Here is a 26,600-nt window from a genome sequence, read left to right on the forward strand (position 1 = left end):
TCGGGCGAGCCCAGCGCGACCGGTGCGGTGGTCCACATCCGAGAGGGCATCCCATCGGCGGCGGACGCACGCGACGGATCCGACCCGGGGACGTGACGACAGGTGTTCAGGCGCGTGGTTGAACCAGGCCGTTGTCGTACGCGAAGATGACCGCCTGGATTCGATCTCGCGCTTCGATCTTGGCCAAGACGCGTCCGACGTGCTTCTTGACGGTGGATTCGGTGAGGGTGAAGCGTTCGGCGATCTCGGTGTTGGTGGCGCCCTGGCCGATCGCTTCGAGGACCTCCCGTTCGCGTTCGCTCAGGGTGGCCAGGCGGGGGTCCGGGGCTGCGGTCGGCGCTGGATCCTGGAGGTAGGCGTCCATCAGTTTCCGGGTCAGGCTGGGGGCTACCACCGAGTCTCCGCTGGCGACGGCGTGGATGCCGGCGATCAGTTCCTCGGGGCGGGCGTCCTTGAGCAGGAACCCGCTCGCTCCGGCTCGCAGGCCCGCGTAGACGTATTCGTCCAGGTCGAACGTGGTCAGGATCAGCACCCGGGTGCGGGTGCCGGCCGCGGTGAGGCGGCGGGTGGCTTCGATGCCGTCCATGCCGGGCATGCGTACGTCCATCAGCACCACGTCGGGCCGGGTCTGATCGACCTTTCGCACTGCCTCGGCACCGGTGGCGGCCTCGCCCACCACGGTGATGCCGGGTGTGCCGTCGAGGAGCATCTTGAAGCCCATCCGCTGCAACTGTTGGTCGTCGGCGATCAGGACGGTGGTCACGAGGGCTCCTTGAGGACGACATCGACGAGCCAGCCGTTCTCCGTGGGGCCGGCGGTCACCACTCCGCCATACATGGCGGCGCGTTCGCGTAGGCCGAGCAGGCCGTGGCTTGGGAGGGCCGGAGTGCCCCGGCCGTTGTCGCGAACGCGTACCCGGATCTCTTGATCGCTGGCAGCGAGCGTGACGGTCGCGGACGCGCCGGGCCCCGCGTGTTTGAGGGTGTTGGTGAGAGCTTCCTGGACTATGCGGTAGACCGCGAGCTGCACACCCCGGTTGAGGGTGTGCAGCTCGCCCGAGGTGGAGTAGGTGACCGGCAGCCCGGCCGCCCGCACGCTCGGCAGAAGCCGGTCGAGATCGTCGATGCCGGGCTGCGGGCTCAGCTGTGGATCGGCGTCTCCCTCGCGCAGCACGCCCAGTACCCGGCGCAACTCGGACAGCGCCTGCCGGCCGGTGTCACCGATCAACCGCAGTGGTTCGGCGGTCTGCTCGGCCCGTGCGGTCGCGAGCGCGGCGCCACCGTCGGCCAGGCCCACGATCACCGAGACGTGATGGCCGACGATGTCGTGCATCTCGCGGGCCACCCGGGCCCGCTCGTCGGCGACGGCGAGGCGGGCCCGTTGGTCCCGCTCGACCTCCAGGCGGGCGGCGCGGTCCTCGAGGGCGATGAGGTACGCCCGGCGGGTGCGCACGGCGACGCCGAACGCGAATGCGGCCCCGGATGTGCCGATCACCAGAAGCAGCGTGGTGGTGCGGTTCTCCGTCACCGGTTCGATCAGGTAGATCTCGGCGATCAGCAGAGCGAGGGTGATCCCGGTGGCCCAGGTCAGCGCCCACCACGAAGCGCGCGAGGCCACTGCGAACAACATCACGAGCAGGATCACGCCGGCGCCGACACGGACGTCCAGCAGTCCCTGCACCAACTCGGTGGCCGCGGTGACGAGGAACGCCGGGAACGGGTACCGCCGCCGCCAGTACAGCGGCGGTAACAGGACCAGGGTCGCGATCGTCGCCGGCAGTGGATCTTCGATGATGTTGGGGATGCTGAAGAGCACGATCGGTACGGCCACCAGGGTGTCCGTGACCCACGGGCGGTGCCGGTCGAAGGCTCGTAGCCGGGCCTGCCGGTCCACCAGCCATCCCTGGGTACTCATCCCCGGATTCTCCCCTCTACGCGCTCACGCGTCGGTCGTCTTCAACCGGTACGCCGCCGCGGCGAGCGTCACGGCCACGTACCCGGCGAAGACCACGAGACCGGCCCAGGGGGCCAGGGTGCCGTCCGCCTGGTTCAGCGCCATCATGGCGTCGCCGGCGCTACTCGGCAGGTAGGGAGCGATGGCCTCGGAGATCGAGTTCGGCAGCAGCGCCACCAGACCGGGCACGATCAGCAGCAGGCCCGCCAGGATCGCGATGGCGCCGGCGCTGGAGCGGACGAGCATGCCGAGGGCGACGCCGAGCACCGCGACCAGGCCGAGATAGAGGCCGGCGCCGACCAGGGCCCGCAGCACACCGTCGTCATCGAGGCCCAAGGCGTCGACATTGTCGTTGAGTACGGCCGTTCCCGCCGCGAAAGCGGCGAAGGCGCCGGCGGTCATCGTGACGAAGGCGGCCGAGCCGGCCACGAGGCTCTTCGACCACAGCACCGGCAACCGGCGCGGCACCGCGGCGAGGGTCGCCCGGATCATGCCGGTGGTGTATTCGCTCGCGCCCAGCAGCGCGCCGAGCACGCCGACGGCCAGGGCGGCCAGGACGCTGCCGGACAGGACCAGGCCCACGGAGCTCATGTTGTCGCCCGAGAACGAGGCCGAGGCGATCATGCCGAAGGCGATCAGGAGGAAGACGGAGATGCCGGTCGTGATCCAGGTGGAGCGCAGGGAGGAGAACTTGGTCCATTCGGCGGCGACGACGCCGCCAGGGGTGATCTTCATCGGGCGGCCTCGTATTCGACAGCGTCGCGGGTCAGGTTCATGAACGCCTCCTCCAGTGAGGCGTTCTGCGGGGTGAGTTCGAACAGCGGGATGCCGCGGGACGCCGCGGCCAGCCCGATTACGCGGGCGGAGGCCCCGGCGACGAGCAGTTCCTCGGCACCTGTCGAGGTCACCGTGATGCCCGGGCCGGCAATCGTCGTGCGCAACGCGTCCGGGGCGGGAGTGACGACCCGGACGCCTTCGGCGGTCACGAGATCGGCCACGGTGGTGTCGGCCAGCAGCCTGCCCCGGCCGATGATGACCAGGTGGTCCGCGATCAGCGAGACCTCGCTCATCAGGTGCGAGGACAGCATCACGGTGCGGCCTTCGGCGGCCAGGCCGGTGAGCAGGTTGCGCACCCAGCGGACACCTTCGGGGTCCAGGCCGTTGACCGGCTCGTCGAGCATCACCACGGCCGGGTCACCGAGCAGGGCGGCGGCGATACCGAGCCGCTGGCCCATGCCGAGGGAGAACGCGCCGACCCGCCTGTGGGCGACGGCCGAGAGGCCGGCCAGGTCGAGCACCTCGTCGACGCGGGAGCGCGGGATGCCGTTGGTGCGGGCCATGGCGAGAAGGTGGCTGACCGCCGTGCGGCCGGGGTGTACCGCCTTGGCCTCGAGCAGGACGCCGATCTCGTGTAGCGGTGCCTTCGACGATGTGTAGGGCTTGCCGTTGACCAGCACGTCACCGGAGGTCGGCACGTCGAGGCCGACGATCATCCGCATGGTCGTCGACTTGCCGGCGCCGTTGGGCCCGAGGAAGCCGGTGACCTGTCCGGGCTTCGCGGTGAACGACAGGCGGTCGACGACTGTCTTCGCACCGTACCGCTTGGTTACCTCGCGTATCTGAATCATGTTCGCAACGCTAGGTGCGCGCAGCGCCACGATCGTGGTACCGCGGTCGACACTTCGCGGTTGCCCGTGGTACCCCGGTACTACCGGCACCTTCGAGTCACTGACGCCGTCGTTGACGGCTCCCGAGCGGGGCCAGGGGACGGGCCGGTCGCCGTCCGGGTGCTGACGAGATCTGACCGAGTTCTGGTATTCCGCGCCCGATCACCCGCCGAAGCGGTCGAGCACGGCTTGCGCGTTCCGGGCCACGACCTCGATCCTCTGCTGGGCGGCGCGCAGATCCTGGGCGTGCGCCTGGATCATCGCGGTCTGGTACGCGGACTCGACCGAGAACCAGACACCCACGACGTTGTTACGGGTCTTGCACGCCACGTCCGCGGTCGCGGTCCGCTTCTCGGCGGTTGAGGGCGTGGCCGGGCGCAGATCCGCAGCTGCCGCAGCAGTCAACGGGTCGACGTAGTTGTAGCCCTGTTCGTGCATGCACGCAGACCATCTGCCGACCACCTGGCGCACCCGGTTGTCCGTCCGCGCCTGGTCGAAAGCGTTGAAGTCGATCGAGGTGACGAGGTGCTCGGCGATGTCCTCGGGGCTCGTGAGCTGCAGTTCGCGGCCCGCCTCGCCCGCGCAGCCGCCCGCGGGCACCTCGTGCCCCTGGTAGGTGCGGGTGGGCTGCCCGGCTGGCGCCGGGCGGCCGTCCTCGCTGCCGGTCCAGACGAGCATTTCGGCGGGCGGCACGGCGGCACCCGGCTCTGTGCGAGCGACGGTGCCTTCACCCGGTGCGAGGTGGTATCCCCACCTGGCGGCGACGGCCGGGTCGGTGACGCCGTACCGGCGCGACATCGGTTCAGGGCCCGCGCGGCCGGTGGCTGCGGCGGGCTGTCGGCGATCGATCCCGAAGCGTCGCATGCAGTCGTCGATCAGGATGGATCGAGCCCGATCCAGGGTGAGGCGCTGCTCGCCGTCGAGCCGGTACGCCTCGATGGGCAGGACCAGTCCCGCGACACCGTCGGCGCCGCGCATCTCGGTGACGGCGGGCGGACTGGTGATGGTGATCTCGCCCACGCCGCCACGGTCACCTGTGTCGTCCGGGTCGGGGGAGCAAGCCGCCGCGGTTGCGAGCAGCAGCATGAGTGCGCCCCACCGGGCGGTTCTTCGTCTGTGCGATGCCATGTTCGCTGCCCCCGGCTGTTGTCGGTGGCACATGACACCGCGGGCGGCAGGGCCGGCGGCGTCACGTGCCACGAGGGTCTGACGTGTCTGGATGTTGGCTAGTTGGCGGACCAGGAGAGCGACCGGTTGTCGTTGGTGAGACCGGCGAGGTCGTACGGCGCACTGCCCTGATCGCAGCAGATGCCCAGCGCGTACGACGGGCCAGTCATGCCGGGCTCGGACCAGATCACCGGCCGCCACGTCGTGTCGTAGTTCGCTGCCGAGCCGGCGTTGTTCCAGACCCGGGTGCCGTGGCCGGAGCCGGACGGCCCGAAGTAGAGAGCCGGGCTCTTCATGTCGTTGATCAAGCCGTTGAGGCAGATGGAAGCCCCCTGCTGCTGTTGCCCGTAGTAAAGGACAACCGGACCGCCGGAGCGGACGGTGCAGTTGGTTTCGACCCCGGCCGACGCCGATTCGGGGAAGGCGATCAGCGTGGCGCTGCAGGCGGTGGCCGCAGTGACGAGTCCGTGCAGGACTTTGCGGTTGATCTTCACGGGTTCCTCCCTTGGTGCCTGGTCATACGGCCAGGCATTCGCACATTGGTCCGGTCCTTGTATCTCTCCGCTGGCGTTCGTCGTTGAGCGGCCAGCGCTTGGGGCAAACGTTCAGATCCGCGGAGGCATCGAATGGACTTGCCACCGCCGCATTGTCCGTACGCGGTCGGTGGCCTAACCGCGTGGCGAGGCTCAGTTGACCGTCATGGTCCGGGTGTCAGACCTGGCCGACATGTCGTCCCCCTGCTGCGGGCCGGGGCGCCCGGGAACAGGGCGGCATGGCGGCATGGATCCGTTCAGCGGTCCGCTCAAGCCTGGTGGTGTCGATGGTGGGTGCCCGCGCCGGCCAGATGGTCTGGATCGGATCCCCGTGCCAGCGGGGAACCAGGTGTATGTGAAGGTGGGGAATCGTCTGTGAGGCAGCCTGGCCGGCCGAAATGATCAGGTTGAGACCATCCGACGCGAGTGCCTCTCGGATGGCATGGGACACGTCGAGAACGGTGTCCATCAGCGGCTGGACGTCCTCCGAGGCCAAGGCCCACAGGTCGGTCACGTGCCTTCGCGGTATCACCAGAGTGTGCCCGGCGGCCGCGGGCAGTAGCGGGACGAAAGCCACCGTCTGCGGGGTTTCATAAATCCGCAGGGCCGTTGCCGTGCCGTCACCGATCTGGCAGAACACGCAGGTCCCGACGTCGTCGCTCATCCGTTCGCCCCTCTTCCGCCGCATGCTCCCATCAGAAGCGAGAGTCGAATTCCCCCGGCATCGACGTGTTCACCGTTCTGGTATGCGGCGCTCCCATACCGCGCCCGACTCTGCTTCAGTCGAGGTGGAAGAGTCGACGTGCGGTGGGGAGTGAGGGCACCATGCCGCTACCGCAGATGCGCCTTCTGCCAACGAGCACGGTGGTCTGGGCGGCCCGAATTGCCGAGGTGGTCGGAGCGATGACCCCGTATATTCGAGTCCTCCCATGGGTGGAGGCTCCAGTGAGGTTTTCGGTGCTCGGTCCGCTGCGGGCTCTCCGGGACGGCCGCCCTGTCGTCCTGCGTGGTCATCGGGAGCGGAGGATTCTGGCGGGGCTGCTGACCAGGCCAAACGGGCTGGTGACGCACGATCGGCTGGTCCGGGTGGTGTGGGACGACCCTCCCGCGACGGCGCGACGACAACTGCAGAACTGCGTCTGGCAGTTGCGGCGCCAACTCCACGATGAGGTCGAAGGTGAGCGGATCAGTGGAGCCCCTGAGGGCTACCAGATCAACGTCGACCGGGCCGACCTCGACGCGCTGGTGTTCGACAGGCTTCTCGACGAGGCTCGTCGGCTCAGCGGGCGCCACCAGGACCAGGAGGCGATCGACGCGTACGACGAGGCGCTCAGCCTGTGGCGGGGAGTGGTGGCGCTCGACGGGGTGCGGACCTCCTGGATCGAGGCTTGGGCGGCCAAGCTTGACGAGCGCCGGATCTGCGGCCTGGAGGAGCGGGTGGAGGTCCACCTGCGACTGAGTCACCACCAGGCGATGGCCTCCGAACTGACGGGGTTGGTCGCCGAACATCCACTGCGGGAACGATTCGTCGGGCAACTGATGGTCGCGCTGTATCGCGGCGGCAGGCAGGCGGACGCCCTCCGGGAATACCAGCAGCTGGCCCACCGCCTCGCCGAGCTGGGGCTGACTCCCAACCCGCACCTGGGACAGCTGCAGGTGATGATCCTCCGCAACGACGCGGCCCTGGAGATCAGCCCCCAGTCGCCGGGGCATCCGCGAGCCCGGTCTGCCGTGGCGCCGTCCCGGGGAGCGGGCCCGAATCCGGCCCCGCTGCCCGCGGCGTGGCTTCCATCGACGCTGCCGGACCGCTCGGTTGATGGTGCGTCACCGTTCGAAGAACTGCTGCGCCGTATGCGTCAGGCGGCGCAGACGACCAGCCCTCGGGTGTTGCTACCGACCCTCGCCGCGCAGGTGCGGACTCTGCGAGGACTCGCCGAGGTCAGCATGCTGGCCGAGCGCGTGGAGATTCTTCACCTGGCCGCCCGGTACGCCGAGTTCACCGGTTGGATGGCACAGGAGGCCGGCGATGACGCCGCCTGTCTGCAATGGACCCGCACCGCGGTCGCTCTTGCCGAGGCTGCCGGCGACAGGGATTTTGGCCGGTTGTTCGCAATCCGTCAGGCTGACATCGCCCTCTACGACGACGATCCGGCGCGCACGTTGACCGCTGTCGCACCAGTGGTGCGGGACGCGGACGCTCCGCCGCAACTCCGGCGGCTGGCGTTGGAACGGGTCGCTCAGGGCTCCGCCCTCATCGGCAGGTCGGACGACTTCCGCGCGGCGCTGGTGGAGGTGGGTCGGGCGCACCGACAGTTGGCCGGCGGGATGCCCGTGTTCGGGTCGGGCAACATGCCGGACCCGGCAGCGATCGTGCAGGGGTGGGGGCTGGTCGATCTCGGGTCGTACCGGGAGGCGGCGCACATCCTCGACCGGGAGGTGCTCAGGATCAGCCCGGCGGCGAGCCGGGCCCGAGCCCGTTATGGCGTGCGCCGACTGCTCGCCCACGTCGGCGCCGGCCACCTCGACGCGGCCCTGGAACTCGCTCCGGACGTGCTGGACGGCATCGAACTGATCGACTCGGCGACCATCCGCACCGACCTGCGCCGACTGCGTCGGCTGCTGGCCCGCTGGTACCAGGACCCCACGGCCGCACCATTGACCGCCCGGCTCACCGAGGTCCTGACGCCGGCGGCACGAGCCGACGCGTACGGCCTTGGACCGGCCGACGATTCCACCCGACGGAACGGGTGAGCATGAGCGGCATCTTCATGAACTATCGTCGCCACTTCCGCGAGGCCGGCGACGACAGCGAACCCGCTCTGGTCGAGGCGCTCGCCGATCGACTCCGGCGGCACTTCGGGGACACCGAGGTGTTCCTGGATGTGGAGTCCATCCCCGTCGGCGAGCGGTACCCCAACCAGCTCCGGGCCCGGCTGAGCGACGCCGAGGTGCTGATCGCCATCATCGGTCCCGGCTGGCTGGCGGAGACCCGACATCGGGCGACCCGGCCGGCGAAGGACTGGGTCCGCTGGGAGATCGCGGAGGCGTTGCGGCTGCCGGGCACGGTTGTCGTCCCGGTCCTGCTGGGCGAGACCCCTGTCCCGGTGGCGGATGACCTTCCGGCGGACATGCGCGACCTTCCGGCACGCCAGTCGCAGCGTATCCGGCACGGCACGTTCCGCCTCGACGTCACCCGGTTGATCGAGGCGCTGGAGGCGCACGTCCACCCGACCTGGATTCCGCCCGAGGAGCCCGCGAAGACATCCGGAGTCTCCGGACGGCTGACGAGGGTTCTCGCCGGTGCGGTCGGACCAGCGATCCTCGCCGCCCTTCCGTACTACTACTCACAAGCGAGAGAATCAGAGTCAGATCCACTTGGCGAGATTTTGCAGACCTACGCACTGGTGGTCTTCTTCGTCGCCCTGCTGCCTGTTGTCTTCTTGGCTGCAGCGTTGCATCTGGCGGAATCCTTGAACAGGTTCGAACGCGCCCTCGTGGTAGCGAACCCGGCAGCCCTGCTGCTGGGGCAGGGCATGGCGATGACCTTCGTCCTGGGATTGATTCTTGGTGTGGTGGTGGCCCCCGATGCGACCGGGGAAAGCCTCAGCTTCCTGGTCTCATTCGTCCTGGTGTTCATGGCCATGCCGATTGTTGGTGGCTATTACCTCATCCTTGAGCAGGCTGCACGGCAGTGGCCGCCGGCTGTCCCGGCCCGCGGTGAGGCCGCCGGCGGCCGTGCCCTCCGGGTGATGGCACAGTACCGGCAACGTTCGGCCTCCCGATCCTTGCCGTTGTCCCGCCTGGAGCGCGATCAGACCGCGTGGGTGCACGGGCGTCTCGAGGAGGCGATGAACGGTCTGCGCGAGGAGACTCGGCGAGGCTGGGTCGATCAGATCAAGTCGATGGAGATCTTCTTCATCCTTCTCATCTCGCTTCAACTTCCGACCGTCACTCTCCCCGCCCTGTTGCTTCCGTGGGGACTCAGTCGTCAGGGTGCGGGCCCGGTTTGGATCCTGGGCAGTGTCGCGGTGGCTCTTGTTGTCCCCATCCTCGGGCCGTTGGCGTGGGTGTTGTACGTGCGCATAAAACGACTGAGGACCGACCGGATCGCGGAGGAGATCGACTCGTTTCTGCGCGAGCTTGAGACCACGCTGGCCGCCGGCCATCATTCGGTGGCCGTGGGTTCGCACCCGCTGTCCCCAAGGGATCAACCATGAGTAGAGCCGGGGCCAGCGCGACGGGTCAGCACGCCACGACGCGATCGAGCGGACGGTAGGCGGCAGGTGAACCCGCGACCGCCTGCCGAGGGTGACGTGCCGCCGACGCGCCGCGAGGCCGATCGGGCCGTCGACCCCCGGCCACAGGTTCCCGCCACACGCCGGGAACACCCGGCCGAGTCCGGTGTGGCCGTACCGGTGACCGCCGGTCTGCTGAGGCTGCCCGACCGGGTGTCGGGCTGGTCGGTGATCGCGGCTTTGCCGGCGGGCGCGGAGGCCGACGTCTTCCTACTGCGCGACGCGGCGGGCGACGACCGGGTGTTGAAGATCTACCGGCCGGGGATCGTCATCGACGAGGACGCGGTCGACCGGCTGATCGGGCTGCGCAGCGAGAGGTTGGTGACGCCCATCGACTTCGGTGTCGCTGAGGGCCGGCGCTGGGAGCTGAGCGAGTATCTACCGGCTGGCACGCTGGCGGACTTCATCGACCAGGACCCCCGCCCGGTGCCACCGGAACTGCTGCGGCACGTGGTCGCCGAGCTGACCGAGGCGCTCGGCGAACTGCACTCGGCGACCATCGTTCACGGCGACCTCAAACCGTCGAACATCATGGTTCGGAGCCTTCCCCCGGACCTCCGGCTGGCGCTGGCCGACTTCGGACTGAGCAGGTACCTCGGTCCAGCATCGGTGCGATTCACCAGCCGCGGCGTGACGTTCGCCTATGCGGCGCCGGAGAGTTTCGCCGGCGCCTACTCCCCGGCGGGCGACTGGTGGGCCGTCGGTGTGGTGGTCCGACAACTGGCCACCGGCCAAGCCCCGTTCGAGGGTCTCGACGAGCGAATCATCCAGCACGAGGTGACAATCCGGGGCGCTTCCGTCGACAGCGTCGCGGACCACCGGCTGCGGCTTCTCTGCGAAGGGCTCCTGGTCAGCGACCCAGACCATCGGTGGGGCGAGGCGCAGGTCCGGCGGTGGCTGTCCGGTGGATCGCCCGAGGTGCACCGTCCGGCGTCGACGCGACGTGCCACGCCGCTGATCCTGAAGGGGGTGCCCTACCGCACCCGCTCGCAGGTCGCACGCGCGATGGCGGCCCACTGGAGCGACGCGGTGGACACGTTCCTGCGACGCGTCGGCACGCGAAGAGACCCCGGCGAGGGGTGGCGCGTGCTGCGCGCCTGGCTGGAGCAGTTCGACGACGATGTCGACGAACGGATCCGGCTGATCGACCAGGCGTTGACCCACCCGGATCACACTGCCGATGTGCGGATGGTGCATCTGTTGCGCTGGCTGGACCGGGGGCAACCGGCGACCTACCTGGGGCTACGAGTGGGGTCGGAGCACCTGGCCGATGTAGCGGCTGTGGCGGTGCGGGAGCCGGACGGCCGTGCGGCCACGGCGGTCCGTGACCTGTGGCGGTACTCGCTCCTGCCGGTGCTCGCCGACTTCGACGACGGCCAGGCCCTCGTGCAGGTGGACACACGCTGGCGGAGCTCGGCACAGGACCTCGACGCGCTCGGCGCCCGGGCCGATCTGCCGCCACAGGCTGCGTCGATGCTGGCGGCGCGCCGAACCGAGCACCGGGCCGTCCTGCTCAGCGTCGCCGCCGATCCGGATCGGTTGCGACCGCTGCTGGACAGCGCGGTTCGGGATCGCGGAGAAGTCACCGAGCACCTGGACTGGTTCGAGGCACTGCCTCCGGTGACCGACGTGGCCAGCGCGCTGTGTGTGTTGACGGTCGTCCCCGCCGCCCTGCAGGAGTGCGCCAGCATCGTCGAGGCCCGTACCCGGGGACAGCGCGTTCTCGACGAGGAACTGAAGCAGCTCAAGGCCGGACGGCCGAAGGCCCTGTTGCTCGCCGCGGCGCCCTCCATGATCTGGGCGCTGGTCGTCGCCGCTCCCGTGTTCCTGCCCCACTTCTCTCCCGACCCACGTCTCGTGATCACAGACATGTCGATCCCCGTCGCGGAATGGCTGGTGCCCACCCTGGCCGAGGTCGGCTTCGCGGTGCGGGCTGGATCCTTCTACCATCCGCGTTGGTCCGCGCTCGACCGAATGCGGTGGCTGGTTCGTCGCGTGCCCACCGGCTGGGCGGCGCTTCGCAGGGGCGCCAACCGGGTCCGGGGCGGCGCTCCGCCGCTGCTGCTCGGTGTCCTGACGTTGGCCTGCTGCTGCGGCAGTCCGTTCCTCTGGTCGGCAGCGCTACTGGCCGTCGCCATGGTCGCGCTCATCGGGCCGGTGGTGCATCTCGGCTGGACCGCCGCCCGGATATGGCGTTTCGGTCAGTTCCGGCGACAGCGAAGCCGTGACTTGCTCGGCAGCGAACCCACTGAGCGGCGAGACGGGGGCGAAGCGGAATGAGCGCTGGCAGCGTGGTGGTGTTCCCGGTGGCGGCCGTGATCGGCACCGCGACCGTCGTCGGGATCCGCGCCACGGCGGCACTCGGCGAGCTACTCCAGGTGAGCCCAGCCGAGGCAGCCGCCCGCAACGCGCGGATCCGGGCACACACCACCGCACGGCGGCAAGCCGTCGCCGCCCAGGAGTCGCAGCGGGACCAAGCTGTCCACGCCTGGGAACTGCGACTTGAACGCCGGGCGGCCGCCCGGGTCGACGCGGCGTATGCGGCGTCCGCCCTCGCACAGCAAGGACTGCCAGCGGAGCCCGCGCTGGCCCAGCCCGCCGTCTCGGCGCCCGAATCGGTCTGGGACGCCTGGTGCGACGACGTCGGCCGGGTCCTGGAGGGAGTGTTCAGGCGCGTCTCCGCCGCCCGGGCGGCCACCGCGGCACGGAGTCTCGCGGACCTGCTGCCACCGGTGTCGGCCGCGGCGTTGCGGACCGCGGCGGACGAGATTGGCCAGCCGGAGCCGTTGCCCGGCGGTGGTTCGGACCCTTCTGCCGCAGTGGTGCGCATCCTCGCGGGCCTGGACGCGATGGCCACCGCTGAGGGCCGCGCCAGAGCCGAGGCCGCCGCCGCTGATGTCTGGCGCCGGCCCGACGAGCGACGGCCGCGCCTGCGGCAGGTGCAACTGCGGGTGCAGGAGGCCAACAAACTGGCGCGGGTCCGTCGCGCGGATGCCGTCGTCGCGGCGGAGCTGCTGGACGCGATGGAACCGTACGCGGCGCAGCAGGATCTTGACACCGGCGCCCTACACCGGGCCAGGACGGGCCTCGTCGACGTGGTGTCCGGCCGAGCGGAGCTCAACGACCAATTGTTGAACGAGGTTGAGCAACTGCGGTCGGAGATGGAGGAGCGAGCGTTGGCGATCGCGGTCCAGGACGCTGTGGCGGACGCGCTGACCGAGCTGGGCTACAGCGTGGGCACCGAGTTCAGTGTCGGGCAACCCAGTACGGGCAGGCTCGCGGTGAGCCGACCCGACGACGCGGACCACCTGGTGCGTATGAAGGTCGACGCACGGGCACGCAGGATCCAGTCGATGGTCTACCGGACCGGACCCGGCGAGAACCCCCACGCCGACGCGGCAGCCGAGCACCGCTGGTGCGCCGACCTGGAACAGGCGCTGAACACTCTCCGGGAGGCCGGCTTGCCGTGCGCGCACACCGAGCTGCGTCCCCCGGGCGCCGAACCCACGCCCCGTACGGCTCCGCGGCGGCGCACCGAGCCCCGGCGCCGGCTCAGAAGCCGCGAGGCGGAGGGAGACGTACGGTGATCGACGACCTCGCGGGCTGGCCGGCGTTCGCCCGCGAACTGCACGCGACACTGCCGACCCAGTCGCAGTACGTGTTGTGGGGCAACGCCCACGATTCGTACCTCATCGACACGCCCACCGGAGTGCGGCTGCTGTCCCTCACCGACGTGGTACGTGAGCTGCTGGACCGGAGCGGCTACACCTTCGTACTCGATCATGATTTGATCGATTCCGGTGTTGTGCACCAGATCGGCAGAAGCGACGTGACGACTGCCACCCGTGCCCTCCTCGACGACGGGTATCGTCCCGGCGGCCCGACGCCCGACCTGGGCGCGCTGTTCGTCCAGCTCGCCGCGATCGCCCAGCCCCGCACCAACGTGCGGGCGGCAGCCATCGTCCGAGCGGCGCACCTGCTGCGGCATCCGAGCGATCCGGACGACGCCGAGCGGCAGTTCCTGCGCCGCATGGAGAAGCTGGCCCGTTCGGCGCGGCCGGTCGCGGCCGAATCCGGTCGGACGCAGAGCCTGTACAACCCGTTGATCTGGTTGGTGGAGAACGAAAGTGACCTGCCGGCCTGGTTGACCGCGGGCAAGGACCGGATTCGCGTGATCAGCCTGCCCCGACCGGACTACGGCGATCGGGAACGCTGCGCCCGCCGGCTGTTGCAGGGCCAGATCCCCGACGCGACGTTGCCCGAGCGGGCTCGCTCGTTTGCCGAGCAGTCCGAAGGACTCACCCTGCAGGGCATGATCGAAGTGACCAGGCTGGCACGCGATCGTGGGCTGAGCCCGGCGCAATGGCCCGACGCGACCCGAACGTTCAAGCTCGGGGTATTGGACAATCCCTGGCGCCGCGACTACCTGCACACCCGGATCCGAGACGGGGAACGGTCCCTGCCCCAGCGGATCATCGGCCAGCGCCAAGCCGTGACCAAGACCCTTGACATCCTCAAACGCGCCGCTCTCGGCCTGTCCGGCGCCCATGCGGCACGGGCTTCGGCACGCCCGCGCGGAGTTCTGTTCTTCGCCGGTCCGACCGGGGTGGGCAAGACCGAGTTGGCCAAGGCAGTGGCCCATGTGGTGTTCGGCGACGAGGCGGCCTACCTGCGGTTCGACATGAGCGAGTTCTCCGCCGAGCACGCCGGCGATCGGCTGATCGGCGCTCCGCCGGGCTACGTCGGTTTCGAAGCCGGCGGAGAACTCACCAACGCCGTGCGTCAGCAACCCTTTCGGGTCATCCTGTTCGACGAGATCGAGAAGAGCCATCCGCGCATCCTCGACAAGTTCCTGCAGATCCTCGAGGACGGCCGGCTCACCGACGGCCGCGGCGGTACTGCCCACTTCTCCGAATGCATCCTGATTTTCACCAGCAACCTCGGCATGTACGTCGACGACGGCACGGGCCAGTTGACGCAGACGGCTACGCCGGGCACTCCCTACGACCAGGTCGAGGCGACCGTGCGGGCAGCGATCGAGGATCACTTCACCCGGGTCCTCGGTCGGCCCGAGCTGCTCAACCGCCTCGGCGACAATGTCGTGGTGTTCGATTTCATCGGGCCGGAGGCGGCCGAACAGATCTTCGAACTCCAACTCGGCAACGTGCTCCGGCGCCTCAGCGAAGAACACCACGTGTCGGTCACGCTTGACCAGCCGGTCCATGCGCGCGTGCTCAGGGAGTGCACGCGCGATCTGGCCCGAGGCGGCCGGGGGATCGGCTCGGCCCTGGAGACCGCGCTCGTCAACCCGCTGGCCCGCGCCCTGTTCGACCGGCTGGCAGCACCGGCGGGCGACGCGCCGGCGTCCGGCCACACGACGTCGCTCGTCGTGACGGCCTGGCGGCGTCAGGCCGACGTCGTCACCGTGGAGCTGTCATGACAACCATCGAGATCAGTCGCCTCCACCACCCGGTCACCACCCTGGGATACGGCAGGAGGGCCGGAATCTGGCTGCAAGGCTGCACCCTCGCCTGCGCCGGCTGCCTCGCCCGGGACACCTGGCCTCGCCGCCCCGACCGGTCGGTCCCCGTCGAGGAGGTGCTCGACTGGCTCGCATCGCTTCCCCAACCGATCGACGGTGTGACGATCTCCGGCGGCGAACCGCTCCAGCAGCCGGTCGCGCTCACCGCGCTGCTGCGAGGGATAACCACCTGGCGGCACACCAGGCCGATCGACATCCTGCTCTACACGGGGTACGGCTGGTCGCGTGCCGCACGGCTGCCAGAGCTACGCGCAAGCTGCGACGCGGTGGTCGCGGGTAGGTACGTCGAGCGGCGTAACAACGGCGACACCCCACTGCGTGGCTCGGCGAACCAACGCGTCATCACCCTCAGCCCGCTTGGCGACCAGCGATACGGCGAGGCCGCTCAGCTCGTCCGCGCAGGCTTGCAGACCGGCGTACTCGACGGCCGGCTGTGGCTGGTCGGGATCCCACGGCCCGGCGAACTCGACCAGATCGCCGATCATCTGAGGGCCCGCGGCATCGGCGTCGGGGAATCGACATGGAGCGGCTGATCTGCCGCGCCTGCGGCGCACCGGTCGGCTCCGGCGACATCGTGTGCGGGAACCCGGACTGCTATGCGAACCTCACCGCCGTCTCGGCGGTCATCGAGGCCGACAACCCCGTCACCCCGCAGCCGATCGACCCGGTCGCCGTGGACATCACCTGTCCGTCGTGCGGAACGGCGTGTCCGCCGGGGAGCCGGATGTGCCCGCACTGCCTGACTGTGCTCGAAACCGTCCTGACGATCGCGTTGCTCGACCCGCCGTGGCAGACAGTGCTCGAGACCGGAGCAACCCTGATCCTCGGTCGGGACCCCGGCTCGCCGGCGGCGGCCGCGCTGTCCGGCCACGACGCTGTCTCGCGACGACACGCGGCTGTCACGACGGCGCCGGACGGGGCCGCGACGGTGACCGACCTGTACTCCACGAACGGTACCTGGCTGGACCAACAGCGGCTTGAACCCGGCGTACGCCACCCGCTTCGACCTGGGGCCACCCTGCGACTCGCATCGACCGCGACGTTTCGGGTCGAGTGACAACCCGAGCCAACCGCCCCCCGGCACAGCGGATACTCAACTTCTGGCCTACCGAACGGGGCAGGGAGCCGGGTGAAGTGCGGAGGTCGCCGCGCATAGGTTCTCGACGAATCGATGGCACGTCTCGGAATGACCACTAAGCCCGTGATCTGGAATGAATTGGCATACCTTGACCTCCATCTTATGAGCGGTATCGAGGGTCCTGGATCTGTCTTCTTCCGCCATCATTGAGTAATCTCTTCTCAATCGGCCAACATCGATTCCTCGTCGTGGGCGAGCGGACGAAGTGTGCCGAATCGGAGGGAGGGGAGAATGAGTCTCCCGAGAAGATCAATCGTGGTGGGTGCCGTCGCGATGCTGGCACTCACCGCCGCCACGCCGGCCGTGGCGGCCGAACCGGAAGGCACCATCCGTAGTGCCGGCGGCGCCACGGCTGTCACCGACAGCTACATCGTGGTGTTCAAGGAGAGCGCGGTGGGTCGGGCGCAGGTCGGCGCCACGGCCAGCCGGCTGGCGGGTCAGCACGGCGGAGCGGTCGCCCGGACCTACTCCACGGCTCTGCGCGGCTTCGAGATCACGGCCGGCGCCAAGGCGGCGGCCAGGATCGCCGCGCACCCCGATGTCGCGTACGTCGAGCAGAACCACACGGTCCACATCTCCGGGACACAGCCGAACCCCCCGTCCTGGGGCCTGGACCGCGTGGACCAGCGCAACCTGCCGCTCGACAGCTCGTACACCTATCCGAACACGGCGACCAACGTGCACGCGTACATCGTCGACACCGGCATCAACTTCGCCCACAACGACTTCGGTGGCCGGGCCACGTCCGGCTACGACGCTGTCGACGGCGGCTCGGCGGACGACTGCAACGGGCACGGCACGCACGTCGCCGGCACCGTCGGCGGCTCGTCGTACGGCCTGGCCAAGGGCGTCCAGTTGGTCGGCGTACGGGTGCTGAACTGCTCGGGCAGCGGCACCAACGCCGGTGTGATCGGTGGCATCGACTGGGTCACCGCGAACGCGATCAAGCCGGCCGTGGCGAACATGAGCCTCGGTGGTAGCGCGAACTCCTCGCTCGACACGGCCATCAACAACTCGATCAACTCCGGCGTCACGTACGCGGTCGCGGCCGGCAACGGCAACGCCCTCGGCGTCCGGCAGAACGCCTGCAACTACTCCCCGGCGCGGGTGGCCTCCGCGATCACCGTGGGCGCGACGCAGAACAACGACGCGGCCGCGAGCTTCTCCAACTTCGGCACCTGCGTCGACATCCTGGCGCCGGGCGTCAACATCACCTCGGCCTGGTACAACGGCAACACCGCGACCAACACCATCAGCGGCACCTCGATGGCCTCGCCGCACGTCGCCGGCGCGGCGGCGCTGGCGCTGTCGGCGAACCCGTCCTGGACCCCGCAGCAGGTCCGCGACTACCTGGTCGGCAACTCCACCCCGAACGTGGTGACAAACGTCGGCACCGGCACCCCGAACCAGTTGCTCTATGTGGGCGGCGGCGGCACGCCTCCGGCCGACGACTTCTCCGTCGGGGTGTCGCCGACGGCCGGTTCGACCGCGCCGGGCGGCTCGGTCAGCGCCACCGTGAGTACCGCGACCACCAGCGGCTCGGCGCAGTCGGTGAGCCTGTCGGCGAGCGGGCTGCCGAGTGGCGCCACCGCCTCGTTCAGCCCGGCCACGGTGACCTCGGGCGGCTCGTCCACGCTCACCATCACCACCTCGGCGAGCACCCCTGCCGGCACCTACGGCGTCACGGTCACCGGTACCGGCACCGCGGGTACCCGCAGCGCCACGTACTCGTTGACCGTGACCGGCTCGGGTGGCGGCGGCTGCTCGGGCACCAACGGCGCCGATGTGGCGATTCCCGACACCAACACGGCGGTGACCAGCGGCATCGTCATCACCGGCTGTAACCGTAACGCCTCCTCGGCGTCCACCGTGGCGGTCGATATCGTGCACACCTTCCGGGGCGACGTGGTCATCGATCTGGTGGCGCCGGACGGTACGGCCTACCGGCTGAAGAACCAGAGCTTCTTCGATGGTGCCGACAACGTCAACGCCACCTATACCGCGAATCTCTCCACCGAGCCGGCGAACGGCACCTGGCTGCTCCGGGTGCGCGACGTCTTCTCCGGTGACACCGGCTATATCAACTCCTGGACCCTTACCGTCTGAGACGTGACGAAGGGCCCTTCCCGCTCCGATTTCCGGTAGCGGGAAGGGTCCTTGCCGTAAGTCAATTGGTGTCTACGATCATTCCGGCAGCGATGGTGCGGTTGGTGGTTTCGTCGATCAGGATGAAACCACCGGTGGTGCGGTTTCGCCGGTATTCGTCGGCGAGGAGCGGGACGGTCGTCCGCATGCGGACCCGGCCGATTTCGTTGAGTCCGAGTTCGGTGGCGGCCTCGTCACGATGCAGCGAGTTCACATCGAGTCGGTAGTGCAGCTCGCGGATCACCACCCGGGCGGTACGGGTGGTGTGCTTGATGGCGTACTTCGCGCCGGGACGCAGCGGGGTGGCCTCGTCCATCCAGCAGATCATCGCCTCGATGTCCTGCGCGACCGCCGGGCCGTTGTTGGGCCGGCAGATCAGGTCGCCCCGAGAGATGTCGATCTCGTCGGTCAGTCGGACCGTGACCGACATCGGCGGGTACGCCTCGGCGACCGGTCCGTCCGCGGTCTCGATCGCCGCGATCTGGGAGGTGAACCCGGAGGGGAGAACCAGAACCTCGTCTCCCGGCTTCAGCACACCCGAAGCGACCTGGCCGGCGTAACCCCGGTAGTCGGTGACCGTGGTCGACTGCGGACGGATCACGTACTGCACCGGGAACCGGACGTCGACCAGGTTGCGGTCACTGGCGATGTGCACCCGCTCCAGGTGGTGCAGCAGTGACGGGCCCTCGTACCACGGGGTGTGCTCCGAGCGGGTCACGATGTTGTCGCCGTGCAACGCCGAGACCGGGACGACGGCGAGGTCCGGCACCTCCAACTTCGCCGCGAACGCGGTGAACTCGTCGGCGATCCGCTCGTAGACCTCCTGCGACCAGTCGACCAGGTCCATCTTGTTGACGCACAGGACGAGGTGCGGCACCCGCAGCAGCGAGCAGAGGAACGCGTGCCGGCGGGACTGCTCCACCAGGCCCTTACGGGCGTCGACCAGGATCAACGCCAGGTCGGCGGTGGAGGCACCGGTGACCATGTTCCGGGTGTACTGGATGTGCCCCGGGGTGTCGGCGACGATGAACTTCCGCCGGGGCGTGGCGAAGTACCGGTACGCCACGTCGATCGTGATGCCCTGCTCCCGCTCCGCCCGCAGGCCATCGGTCAGCAACGCCAGATTCGTGTACTCGTCGCCGTTGGCCGCGCTGGCCGCCTCCACGGCTGCCAACTGGTCCGTGAACAACGACTTGGTGTCGTAGAGCAACCGACCGATCAGCGTCGACTTGCCGTCGTCGACGCTGCCCGCCGTCGTGAACCGCAACAGGTCCATCGCCCGGCCCTCGGGCGCTGCGCCCTCGACCACCGCGACCCCGGTCGTAGTCATCAGAAGTAGCCTTCCCTCTTGCGGTCCTCCATCGCGGTCTCACTCACCCGGTCGTCACCCCGGGTCGCCCCCCGCTCGGTGATCCGGGTCGCCGCGACCTCCTCGATCACCAGGTCCACCGTGTCCGCCTCGGACAGCACCGCCGCGGTGCAGGAGGCGTCGCCGACGGTCCGGTACCGCACCCGCGCCTTGAACGGCTCCTCCGAGCCTCGGGGCACGATGAACTCGTTCACCGCATAGAGCATTCCGTCGCGTTCGATCACCGTACGTTCGTGGGCGTAGTAGATCGACGGCAACGCCAGCCGTTCCTGGGCGATGTAGTGCCAGACGTCCAGCTCGGTCCAGTTCGACAACGGGAACACTCGGATCGACTCGCCCGGATGATGCCGCCCGTTGTACAACGACCACAGCTCCGGTCGCTGGTTCTTGGGATCCCACTGACCGAAGTCGTCCCGGAAGCTGAACATCCGCTCCTTGGCCCGGGCCTTCTCCTCGTCCCGGCGCGCCCCGCCGAACAACGCGTCGAACCGGTACTTCTCCACCGCCGCCAACAGGACCGGGGTCTGGATCCGGTTCCGCGTTCCGTCGGCGGATTCGCGGACCAGACCCGCCTCCAACGCCTCAGGTACGCTCGCCACCACCAACTGCAGGCCGAGTTCGGCGACCCGCTGGTTCCGGTAGTCCAACACCTCGTCGAAGTTGTGCCCGGTGTCGACGTGCATCACCGGGAACGGGATCCGGGCTGGCGCGAACGCCTTCTGGGCCAACCGGAGCATCACGATCGAATCCTTGCCGCCGGAGAAGAGCAGGACCGGGCGTTCCAGTTCGGCCACCACCTCGCGCATGACGAAGATGCTCTCCGCCTCGATCGCGTCCAGGTGCGACACCCGGTACGCCGCCGCGGGCGTCGTGTCGTCAGTCGTCATCGCGGATCAGCCGGCTGCCGTGGCCGGTGCCGGCACCGGGGTCAGGTGTTGCCGCAGCGCGGCGAGGAGTGGGGCGGCCAGCTCCGGCCGGCAGACCACCAGGTCCGGCAGCCGGGGATCAGCCTCGTTGTAGCTCAAGGCGGAACCATCGATGCGGGAGGCGTGTAAACCCGTGGCCGTCGCCACCGCCACCGGTGCCGCCGAATCCCACTCGTACTGACCGCCCGCGTGCACGTACGCGTCGACCTCACCGCTGATCACCGCGGCGATCTTCGCCCCGGCCGACCCCATCGGCACCAACTCGGCACCGACCTCGTCCGCCAATCCCGTCAGGAAAGCCGGCGGCCGACTCCGACTCGCCGCCAACCGGATGGTCCGACCGCTGACCGTCGGTGGCCGGGTCGGGGGTGTCTCGGTGCCGAGGGTACGGAGCTGGGCCGGCAGGGCGATGGCGCCCGCCACGAGCCGGTGCTCGGTCGGCGCGTTCCGTTGCCAGAGTGCGACATGCACCGCCCAGTCCGTCCGGCCCGGCTCGGAGAACTCGCGGGTCCCGTCCAACGGGTCGACGATCCACACCCGGTCGGCGCCCAGCCGCTCCGGCAGCGGGCCTGCCGTAGCCGTTGCCCAGGCCTGCCGGGCGCCGTCGTCCTCCTCCGAGAGCACGGCGTCGGCGCTTCTGTGCCGCGCCAGTTCAACGCGCAGCAGTTGGTGCGACGCCCGATCACCCGCGCGCTTCAACGCTGCCGGGTCGTGGTGACCGTGCGTTGCGCGGACCTGCAGCAGCAGCCGGCCGGCCCGATCGGCCAACCAGGCGGCGAACGCGCCATCCGACGCGGGGGCCGCTGAGCTGGGGGGTTCCAGCACGTTCATCGACGAACACCTCCGATAGACGCGGGTGACCGTGCCGTTCACTGGACGGCACGCCGACTGAAACTTCGGACGCTGGTGACCGTGACCATTGCGGCCACCCCGGTCAGGACCAGCAGACAGACCCACGCCGGTATGTGCGCGACGCCGGGCAACATGGCCCCGCGCACGCCCTCGGAGACGTAGGTCATCGGGTTGAGGGCGGTGACCGCCTGGAACCACGGCATCGAGGAGAGCCGCGGCCACGGGTAGTGGATGCAACCGGTCCAGATGATCGGGGTCACGACCAGCGAGAACGTGATGTTGATCCGTTGGATGGGCAGGATCATCGCCAGCGTCATGCCGATGCCGCCGCCGATCCATCCGCCGAGCAGGATCGTCAGCAGGACCATCGGTAACCGCCCGGGCTGCCACGGGGCCGAGCCGACCATCAGTGCGCCCAGTGGGTAGATGAGGGCTGCGGCGACGAGCCCGCGCAGCATCGCGACCACGAGCTTGCCGACCGCTACCAGGTTGGTCGACAGCGGGGCGAGTAGCCGGTCTTCGATCTCCCGGGTGAAGCCGAACTCCTTGACCAGTGGCAGCGCGACGCTCTGCAGAGCGGTGGTGAGCGCGGCGAGCGCGACGATGCCGGGCAGGAACAGGTCGGCGAAGTTCCGGGCGACGATGCCCTGCCCGCCGAGGACCTTGACGAAGACGAAGAGCATGAACAACGGGGTGAGGCCGACCTGGACCAGGATGACCCAGAGTTCCTTGGCGGTCACCAACAGATCCCGGCGCAGAATGGCCAGGAAGGCTTGGTGGGCGCGGGGTCGCGCAGGTGCCGCCGTGGCGCTCGTTGCGACAACCGGCGGGGTGTCGAGGTCGGTCACCGTGGTTCCCTTCCGGTCAGTCCGATGAAGACGTCCTCGAGGCTCGGCTCGCCGATGCGTACATCGGTGAGGGTCGCCGACCGCGTGGTCAGGACGGTGAGTGCCGGCCCGAGCACGGTGGCGGGATCGGCGGCGAGATGTAGCCGGATCCGGGCGCGCTCACGCCCGCCCGGGTCGGGGGCGAGCGTGGCGACCGCCCGCTGCCGGGCCAGCGCGGTCAGTGCGGCGGGCGTGCCCGCCCCGAACCCCGCGCCGCTGCCACGGCCGAGCATGGAACGGAGATTTGCGGCCCTGGCCCCGGCGCCGGGCGGCGGCGGGTCGGCGAGCCGTTCACCCTTGCGTACGCCGGAGACCCCGGAGAGCGCACTCAGCAGCTCGTCCGGTTCGTCGAGCGCGGCCAGGGTGACCGTCAGGTCGAGGATCGATCGTCCGGCGAGCCCGCCGACCAGGTTGCCTGGCGTGTCCACGGTGAGCAGCCGACCGTGGTCGACGATGCCGACCCGGTCGACCAGCGCGGCGGCCGCGTTCATCTGGTGAGTGGTCAGTACGACCGTCACACCCCGCTCCCGCATCTCGCGGATCCGGCTCCAGATGAGTCGGCGGGACTGCGGGTCCAGACCGTTGGTGGGCTCGTCGAGGAAGAGCACCGCTGGTTCGTGGATCAGCGCGCGGGCGATCATCAGCCGTTGCACCATGCCGCCCGAGTACGCCTCGATCCGCTTGTCCGCCCGATCCTTCAGGCCGAAGCGGTCCAGGAGCGCATCGGCCCGCGCGTTCCGTACGGCGCGGCCGACCCCGTGGTACGCGGCGTGGTACAGCAGGTTCTGTCGTGGTGTCAGCGACCGGTCCAGATTGTTGTGCTGGGGTACGACGGCCAACTGGGCGCGGGCCGCGACCGGGTCGCCGACCACGTCGATCCCGTTGACGAGCGCCCGACCCCCGGACGCCCGCAACCGGGTGGTGAGGATGCCGATGGTGGTCGACTTGCCGGCGCCGTTGGGTCCCAGCAGCCCGAAGATCTCGCCGGGGGCCACCGTGAAGGACAGCCCGTCCACGGCTGCGTTCGTGCTCCCGGGATAGCGTTTGACGAGGTCGGCGACCTCGACCGCGGCCGCGCCGCCACCACTACTGGGCATCTGCTGCTCCCTCTCGTGAGCTGTCGGATCAGTGGCCGCCGGAGCGGGTCAGCCGCCGGTTCGGGGGTGTGCGTCGAAGAAACGCCAGATGGTCTCGGTCGCGTCCAGCGCGGTCGCGGGTGGATCCAGGCCGAGCAGGCGTTGCGCCTGCGGTCCGGGGCCGGCAGCACCGGGCCACTGGTGGCCGGCGTCGTCGACGGTGACCAGCTCGACCGCCCGCCCCGCGGAGCAGGTGGCGACCGAGGTCCGGACCGGGCCCGAGGTGGTCGTCGCCGGCGCCGGGCATCCGTCGGTGGTACGCCACTGGCCGAGCAGGTCGGGGATGGGCGGGCCGTCGATCTTGACCGGATTGCGTCCGGTCCCGTCGTTGTCCCGCTTGCCCGGACCACCGCTCAACGGCACCGTCTGGTCCGCCATCCCGTGAATGTGGATCACGGAGATCGGCGCCGGGGACGGGCACGGGCCGAGTTGGGTCGCCGCCACCGGCCCGATCGCGGCGAACAGCGTCGTGTCGCACGCCAGGCGGTATGCGAGCATCCCGCCGTTGGAGATCCCGGTGGCGTAGATCCGGGTGCGGTCCACCGGAAGCTGGTCGGCCACGGTGGCCACCATTTGCTGGATGAAGGCCACGTCGTCCACGCCGTCCCGGGCCGGTGGGCCGCAGCAGTCCGGGCTGACCGCCCAGGAGCGGCTCATCCCGTCCGGGTAGGCCACGACAAAGCCCTCCTGGTCGGCCCGGGCGTTCCAGCCGTAGGAGGTTTCCGCCTGGGTGCCGGTGCCGAGCGCGCCGTGCAGCATGACCACCAGCGGCGCCGGGGTCGACCCGGCGAGGTTGGTCGGCCGGTAGAGGCGGTAGCGGCGCTCCTGCCCGTCGACCACGAGGGTGTGCGTCGAGGAGCCGGTGGGCACGGTGGTGGACACCGGTCCCACCTCGTGCCGCTCCGGGTCGTCCCGGAACAGCCCACAGCCGGCCAGCAGGGTGAGCGCTCCGACGAGCGACAGGACCGTGAGCAGGTGTCGCCGTCGACCGTAGGGTCCCACGCGACGCATCCAATATGCACCAATTTTCACCATAATCGTACCCTGACATGTCAATGTTCAGGTTTTGTAAACACCTGCACCGATTTGTGTTTGGCGGGGATGGCTCCGCCCGTGCCCGAGCGGAGCCAACCGGCTAACAGTGCTGCACGCTGAGTCGGATCAGTTCCCAGCCGCCCTCGGGAACGTCGTCGTCCGGGTCCGTACGCAGGTTCATCGGATTGGCCATGCCCAGGTAGAGGGTCGACCCGTCGGCGATCATGTTGCGGATCCCGTAGTTCAGGTAGTTGCCGAGCCCACTGTTGTCCACCACCGTGGCCGGCCTGCTGGTCGAGTCGAAGACGAACAGGTCGCCGCCGTAGACCGGGGCCGGTGGAGGGTCGTCGGCCAATACCGAGGCCTTGCCGAACTCGGCCGCGGCGGGGCCGGTGACACCCAACAGCCGGGCGGTGTCCTGGCCCAGGTCCTTGGAGATGTAGCTCCAGTCCATGGTGCCCACGTAGAGCTTCCCGCCCGCCACCGCCATCTTCCAGGTGTAGTTGTTGTAGGGGTTGCCCATGCCCGACGGGCCGTACAACGGGGTGTATCCGGTCGAGGCGGCGGCCCAGAGGCCCGCTCCGCCGTTGCCCGCCGGGTCGTAGGCGGGCAGCTGGGATGCGCCGTACAACAGGTCCACCCGCTGGTGACGGTCGCCGAAGCTCTTACCTCGGAAGATGCTGATGGCCCGTTGCGTGCTGCGGACCGTGGCCCGCAGCGCGGCCTCGTCCGCCGGTGGGTAGGTCGCGATGTGCACGGTGGTCGCCTTCATCGGCACGTGCATCGTGCCCCAGTAGAGGTAGCCGTTGAAGGAGGCGAGTCCACCCAGGGCGTAGGTGCGGGCGACGACCGGATCGGGCTCATACCCCTCGACCGACCAGACCTGGGTCCAGTTGTCGGCGTCGGCCGGCGTGAGGCCGCGTTCCCCCTGCGACAGTTTCGGGCTCATCCACACCCCGGCGACCCCGGACAGCGGCTCGTCGGTCGTGCCGGGCACGGCGGCTGCCAGGGCGTCGTCACCGGAACCCGTCCAGGTCGTCACGAAGATCCGCCCGTCGTGCACGGTGAGATCCGCCGCCTGGGCCGGCAGGTTCGCGACCTCGACGAAACTGAACGGATTGCTCTTGGAGCCGGTCCAGCGCAGCACGTGCCCCCGGTTGCCGCCGTTCGCGCCCACCCCGACACCCGCGTAGAGCGCGCCGTCGGCCACCACGAAGTGGCGGATGTTGCCGTACGCCGGCAGGTTGACCGAGCCGAGGAAGGCGCCGGTGCCGGTGTCGAAGGCGAACAGGTTGATGCTCTCGCCCAGGGCGGGCCCACCCAGGAACGCCACCCCCTGATGGGTGCCGGCGGCCCGGATACCGGCGGTCGTGCTCAGCCGGTTGGCGTCGGTGGTGGAGGCGTTCTTCACCGCGTCGGTCTTCTCCGTCAACCGCCCCGAACGTTTGTCGTACGTGTACAGGCGGGGCGGGCGATGGTCGCCCAGGGTGGGGGGCAGAGTCGGGTTACGTTTCGCGATCTGGCTCTCGCCGTACTCGCACACCCAGTCGTCGTTCAGGTTCGGTGTCGTGTTGCGCAGGTTGCGCCCGCTGGTCATGCAGTTGACGTTCGCTCCGGTGCCGAACCACAGGCTCTGCGCGGTCTGGGTCATGCCCCACAGGTAGGACTGGTTCACCTTCGGCTGGCCGGTAGCGCACGGAGGACCGGGTGGATAGACCACACCGACACCGGCGAAGCACTCGTCGGGGGTGCCCTTCCCGAGCAGCTTCCGATCGTATTTTGGCTGATGTCCGGCCGTACCCGGCGCATCCGCCCCGATCGGCGCGGCGGCGGCTGACGCCGGCGCCGCGAGGACGTACAGCAGTCCCAGTACGGCGGCCGCGGCGAGCGGTCGCCGGCCCGACATCCGGAGTGGTTTCACGAATGGTTCCTCTCGTTCGACGGAGTCCTGACGG

Annotated in this window: 22 protein-coding genes; 8 read left to right on the top strand and 14 right to left on the bottom strand. The window is 69.4% G+C overall.

Annotated elements, in window-relative coordinates:
- Window positions 1-106 precede the first annotated feature (106 nt).
- The 7 genes from ABZ272_RS00475 to ABZ272_RS00505 all read right to left on the bottom strand — a co-directional run bounded on the left by ABZ272_RS00475 (window position 107) and on the right by ABZ272_RS00505 (window position 5,984).
- On the bottom strand, window positions 107-763 hold the full coding sequence (locus ABZ272_RS00475; RefSeq protein ID WP_355047716.1) for a response regulator transcription factor: 657 nt from the start codon (window positions 761-763) through the stop codon (window positions 107-109).
- A complete protein-coding gene (locus ABZ272_RS00480) occupies window positions 760-1,914 on the bottom strand; it encodes a histidine kinase (RefSeq protein WP_355047717.1) in 1,155 nt (384 codons plus the stop codon). Before ABZ272_RS00480 ends, ABZ272_RS00475 begins: the two co-directional genes overlap by 4 nt.
- A gap of 24 nt (window positions 1,915-1,938) precedes the next feature.
- Window positions 1,939-2,688: an ABC transporter permease gene (locus ABZ272_RS00485; RefSeq protein WP_355047718.1), complete on the bottom strand. Its 750-nt coding sequence runs from the start codon at window positions 2,686-2,688 to the stop codon at window positions 1,939-1,941.
- Window positions 2,685-3,581 carry an ABC transporter ATP-binding protein gene (locus tag ABZ272_RS00490; RefSeq protein WP_355047719.1) on the bottom strand — a complete coding sequence of 299 codons (897 nt, stop codon included), beginning with the start codon at window positions 3,579-3,581 and terminating at the stop codon, window positions 2,685-2,687. The genes ABZ272_RS00485 and ABZ272_RS00490 overlap by 4 nt, the downstream gene beginning before the upstream one ends.
- A gap of 201 nt (window positions 3,582-3,782) precedes the next feature.
- A complete protein-coding gene (locus ABZ272_RS00495) occupies window positions 3,783-4,706 on the bottom strand; it encodes a hypothetical protein (RefSeq protein WP_355047720.1) in 924 nt (307 codons plus the stop codon).
- Window positions 4,707-4,846: 140 nt separating this feature from the next.
- Window positions 4,847-5,281 carry a hypothetical protein gene (locus tag ABZ272_RS00500; protein WP_355047721.1) on the bottom strand — a complete coding sequence of 145 codons (435 nt, stop codon included), beginning with the start codon at window positions 5,279-5,281 and terminating at the stop codon, window positions 4,847-4,849.
- Between the two features lie 217 nt (window positions 5,282-5,498).
- Window positions 5,499-5,984 carry an HIT family protein gene (locus ABZ272_RS00505; protein ID WP_355047722.1) on the bottom strand — a complete coding sequence of 162 codons (486 nt, stop codon included), beginning with the start codon at window positions 5,982-5,984 and terminating at the stop codon, window positions 5,499-5,501.
- 161 nt (window positions 5,985-6,145) lie between these two features.
- Between ABZ272_RS00505 and ABZ272_RS00510 the strand changes: the two genes are divergently transcribed.
- The 8 genes from ABZ272_RS00510 to ABZ272_RS00545 all read left to right on the top strand — a co-directional run bounded on the left by ABZ272_RS00510 (window position 6,146) and on the right by ABZ272_RS00545 (window position 18,401).
- Window positions 6,146-8,071, top strand: a complete 1,926-nt coding sequence (locus ABZ272_RS00510; protein ID WP_355047723.1) for an AfsR/SARP family transcriptional regulator — start codon at window positions 6,146-6,148, stop codon at window positions 8,069-8,071.
- A 2-nt stretch (window positions 8,072-8,073) separates the two neighbouring features.
- The gene (locus tag ABZ272_RS00515) at window positions 8,074-9,537 is read left to right on the top strand and encodes a toll/interleukin-1 receptor domain-containing protein (RefSeq protein ID WP_355047724.1); all 1,464 of its coding nucleotides are present in this window, start codon (window positions 8,074-8,076) and stop codon (window positions 9,535-9,537) included.
- Window positions 9,538-9,603: 66 nt separating this feature from the next.
- Complete coding sequence (locus tag ABZ272_RS00520; protein ID WP_355047725.1) at window positions 9,604-11,895, top strand: protein kinase; 2,292 nt, start codon at window positions 9,604-9,606, stop codon at window positions 11,893-11,895.
- Window positions 11,892-13,202, top strand: a complete 1,311-nt coding sequence (locus tag ABZ272_RS00525; RefSeq protein ID WP_355047726.1) for a hypothetical protein — start codon at window positions 11,892-11,894, stop codon at window positions 13,200-13,202. Before ABZ272_RS00520 ends, ABZ272_RS00525 begins: the two co-directional genes overlap by 4 nt.
- Window positions 13,199-15,055 carry an AAA family ATPase gene (locus ABZ272_RS00530; protein ID WP_355047727.1) on the top strand — a complete coding sequence of 619 codons (1,857 nt, stop codon included), beginning with the start codon at window positions 13,199-13,201 and terminating at the stop codon, window positions 15,053-15,055. Before ABZ272_RS00525 ends, ABZ272_RS00530 begins: the two co-directional genes overlap by 4 nt.
- Window positions 15,052-15,690 carry a 4Fe-4S cluster-binding domain-containing protein gene (locus ABZ272_RS00535; protein ID WP_355047728.1) on the top strand — a complete coding sequence of 213 codons (639 nt, stop codon included), beginning with the start codon at window positions 15,052-15,054 and terminating at the stop codon, window positions 15,688-15,690. Before ABZ272_RS00530 ends, ABZ272_RS00535 begins: the two co-directional genes overlap by 4 nt.
- On the top strand, window positions 15,678-16,214 hold the full coding sequence (locus tag ABZ272_RS00540; protein WP_355047729.1) for an FHA domain-containing protein: 537 nt from the start codon (window positions 15,678-15,680) through the stop codon (window positions 16,212-16,214). Before ABZ272_RS00535 ends, ABZ272_RS00540 begins: the two co-directional genes overlap by 13 nt.
- A 312-nt stretch (window positions 16,215-16,526) precedes the next feature.
- Window positions 16,527-18,401, top strand: coding sequence for a S8 family serine peptidase (locus ABZ272_RS00545; RefSeq protein WP_355047730.1), 1,875 nt, complete (start codon window positions 16,527-16,529; stop codon window positions 18,399-18,401).
- A 61-nt stretch (window positions 18,402-18,462) separates the two neighbouring features.
- Here ABZ272_RS00545 and ABZ272_RS00550 read toward each other — a convergent pair whose 3' ends face one another.
- The 7 genes from ABZ272_RS00550 to ABZ272_RS00580 form a co-directional block, all read right to left on the bottom strand.
- The gene (locus ABZ272_RS00550) at window positions 18,463-19,770 is read right to left on the bottom strand and encodes a GTP-binding protein (RefSeq protein WP_355047731.1); all 1,308 of its coding nucleotides are present in this window, start codon (window positions 19,768-19,770) and stop codon (window positions 18,463-18,465) included.
- Entirely contained in the window at window positions 19,770-20,696 is a 927-nt protein-coding gene (gene cysD, locus ABZ272_RS00555; protein WP_355047732.1) for a sulfate adenylyltransferase subunit CysD, read from the bottom strand. The genes ABZ272_RS00550 and cysD overlap by 1 nt, the downstream gene beginning before the upstream one ends.
- Before the next feature lie 6 nt (window positions 20,697-20,702).
- Window positions 20,703-21,566, bottom strand: coding sequence for a 3'(2'),5'-bisphosphate nucleotidase CysQ (locus tag ABZ272_RS00560; RefSeq protein WP_355047733.1), 864 nt, complete (start codon window positions 21,564-21,566; stop codon window positions 20,703-20,705).
- A gap of 38 nt (window positions 21,567-21,604) precedes the next feature.
- On the bottom strand, window positions 21,605-22,435 hold the full coding sequence (locus tag ABZ272_RS00565) for an ABC transporter permease (protein WP_355047734.1): 831 nt from the start codon (window positions 22,433-22,435) through the stop codon (window positions 21,605-21,607).
- The gene (locus ABZ272_RS00570) at window positions 22,432-23,571 is read right to left on the bottom strand and encodes an ABC transporter ATP-binding protein (protein ID WP_355047735.1); all 1,140 of its coding nucleotides are present in this window, start codon (window positions 23,569-23,571) and stop codon (window positions 22,432-22,434) included. The genes ABZ272_RS00565 and ABZ272_RS00570 overlap by 4 nt, the downstream gene beginning before the upstream one ends.
- A gap of 48 nt (window positions 23,572-23,619) precedes the next feature.
- A complete protein-coding gene (locus tag ABZ272_RS00575) occupies window positions 23,620-24,612 on the bottom strand; it encodes a PHB depolymerase family esterase (protein ID WP_355047736.1) in 993 nt (330 codons plus the stop codon).
- A 133-nt stretch (window positions 24,613-24,745) separates the two neighbouring features.
- Entirely contained in the window at window positions 24,746-26,566 is a 1,821-nt protein-coding gene (locus ABZ272_RS00580; protein ID WP_355047737.1) for a hypothetical protein, read from the bottom strand.
- Between the last annotated feature and the right edge of the window lie 34 nt (window positions 26,567-26,600).

This window comes from Micromonospora sp. NPDC005979, assembly GCF_040614415.1.
Classification (GTDB): Bacteria; Actinomycetota; Actinomycetes; order Mycobacteriales; family Micromonosporaceae; genus Micromonospora.

What these genes read in the sequence shown, in the direction of transcription:
- ABZ272_RS00480 (WP_355047717.1), bottom strand. Translation starts at nt 1,914, where the DNA reads ATGAGTACCCAGGGATGGCTGGTGGACCGGCAGGCCCGGCTACGAGCC.
- ABZ272_RS00485 (WP_355047718.1), bottom strand. Translation starts at nt 2,688, where the DNA reads ATGAAGATCACCCCTGGCGGCGTCGTCGCCGCCGAATGGACCAAGTTC.
- ABZ272_RS00490 (WP_355047719.1), bottom strand. Translation starts at nt 3,581, where the DNA reads ATGATTCAGATACGCGAGGTAACCAAGCGGTACGGTGCGAAGACAGTC.
- ABZ272_RS00495 (WP_355047720.1), bottom strand. Translation starts at nt 4,706, where the DNA reads ATGCTGCTGCTCGCAACCGCGGCGGCTTGCTCCCCCGACCCGGACGAC.
- ABZ272_RS00505 (WP_355047722.1), bottom strand. Translation starts at nt 5,984, where the DNA reads ATGAGCGACGACGTCGGGACCTGCGTGTTCTGCCAGATCGGTGACGGC.
- ABZ272_RS00510 (WP_355047723.1), top strand. Translation starts at nt 6,146, where the DNA reads ATGCCGCTACCGCAGATGCGCCTTCTGCCAACGAGCACGGTGGTCTGG.
- ABZ272_RS00515 (WP_355047724.1), top strand. Translation starts at nt 8,074, where the DNA reads ATGAGCGGCATCTTCATGAACTATCGTCGCCACTTCCGCGAGGCCGGC.
- ABZ272_RS00525 (WP_355047726.1), top strand. Translation starts at nt 11,892, where the DNA reads ATGAGCGCTGGCAGCGTGGTGGTGTTCCCGGTGGCGGCCGTGATCGGC.
- ABZ272_RS00535 (WP_355047728.1), top strand. Translation starts at nt 15,052, where the DNA reads ATGACAACCATCGAGATCAGTCGCCTCCACCACCCGGTCACCACCCTG.
- ABZ272_RS00540 (WP_355047729.1), top strand. Translation starts at nt 15,678, where the DNA reads ATGGAGCGGCTGATCTGCCGCGCCTGCGGCGCACCGGTCGGCTCCGGC.
- ABZ272_RS00545 (WP_355047730.1), top strand. Translation starts at nt 16,527, where the DNA reads ATGAGTCTCCCGAGAAGATCAATCGTGGTGGGTGCCGTCGCGATGCTG.
- ABZ272_RS00550 (WP_355047731.1), bottom strand. Translation starts at nt 19,770, where the DNA reads ATGACTACGACCGGGGTCGCGGTGGTCGAGGGCGCAGCGCCCGAGGGC.
- cysD (WP_355047732.1), bottom strand. Translation starts at nt 20,696, where the DNA reads ATGACGACTGACGACACGACGCCCGCGGCGGCGTACCGGGTGTCGCAC.
- ABZ272_RS00560 (WP_355047733.1), bottom strand. Translation starts at nt 21,566, where the DNA reads ATGAACGTGCTGGAACCCCCCAGCTCAGCGGCCCCCGCGTCGGATGGC.
- ABZ272_RS00570 (WP_355047735.1), bottom strand. Translation starts at nt 23,571, where the DNA reads ATGCCCAGTAGTGGTGGCGGCGCGGCCGCGGTCGAGGTCGCCGACCTC.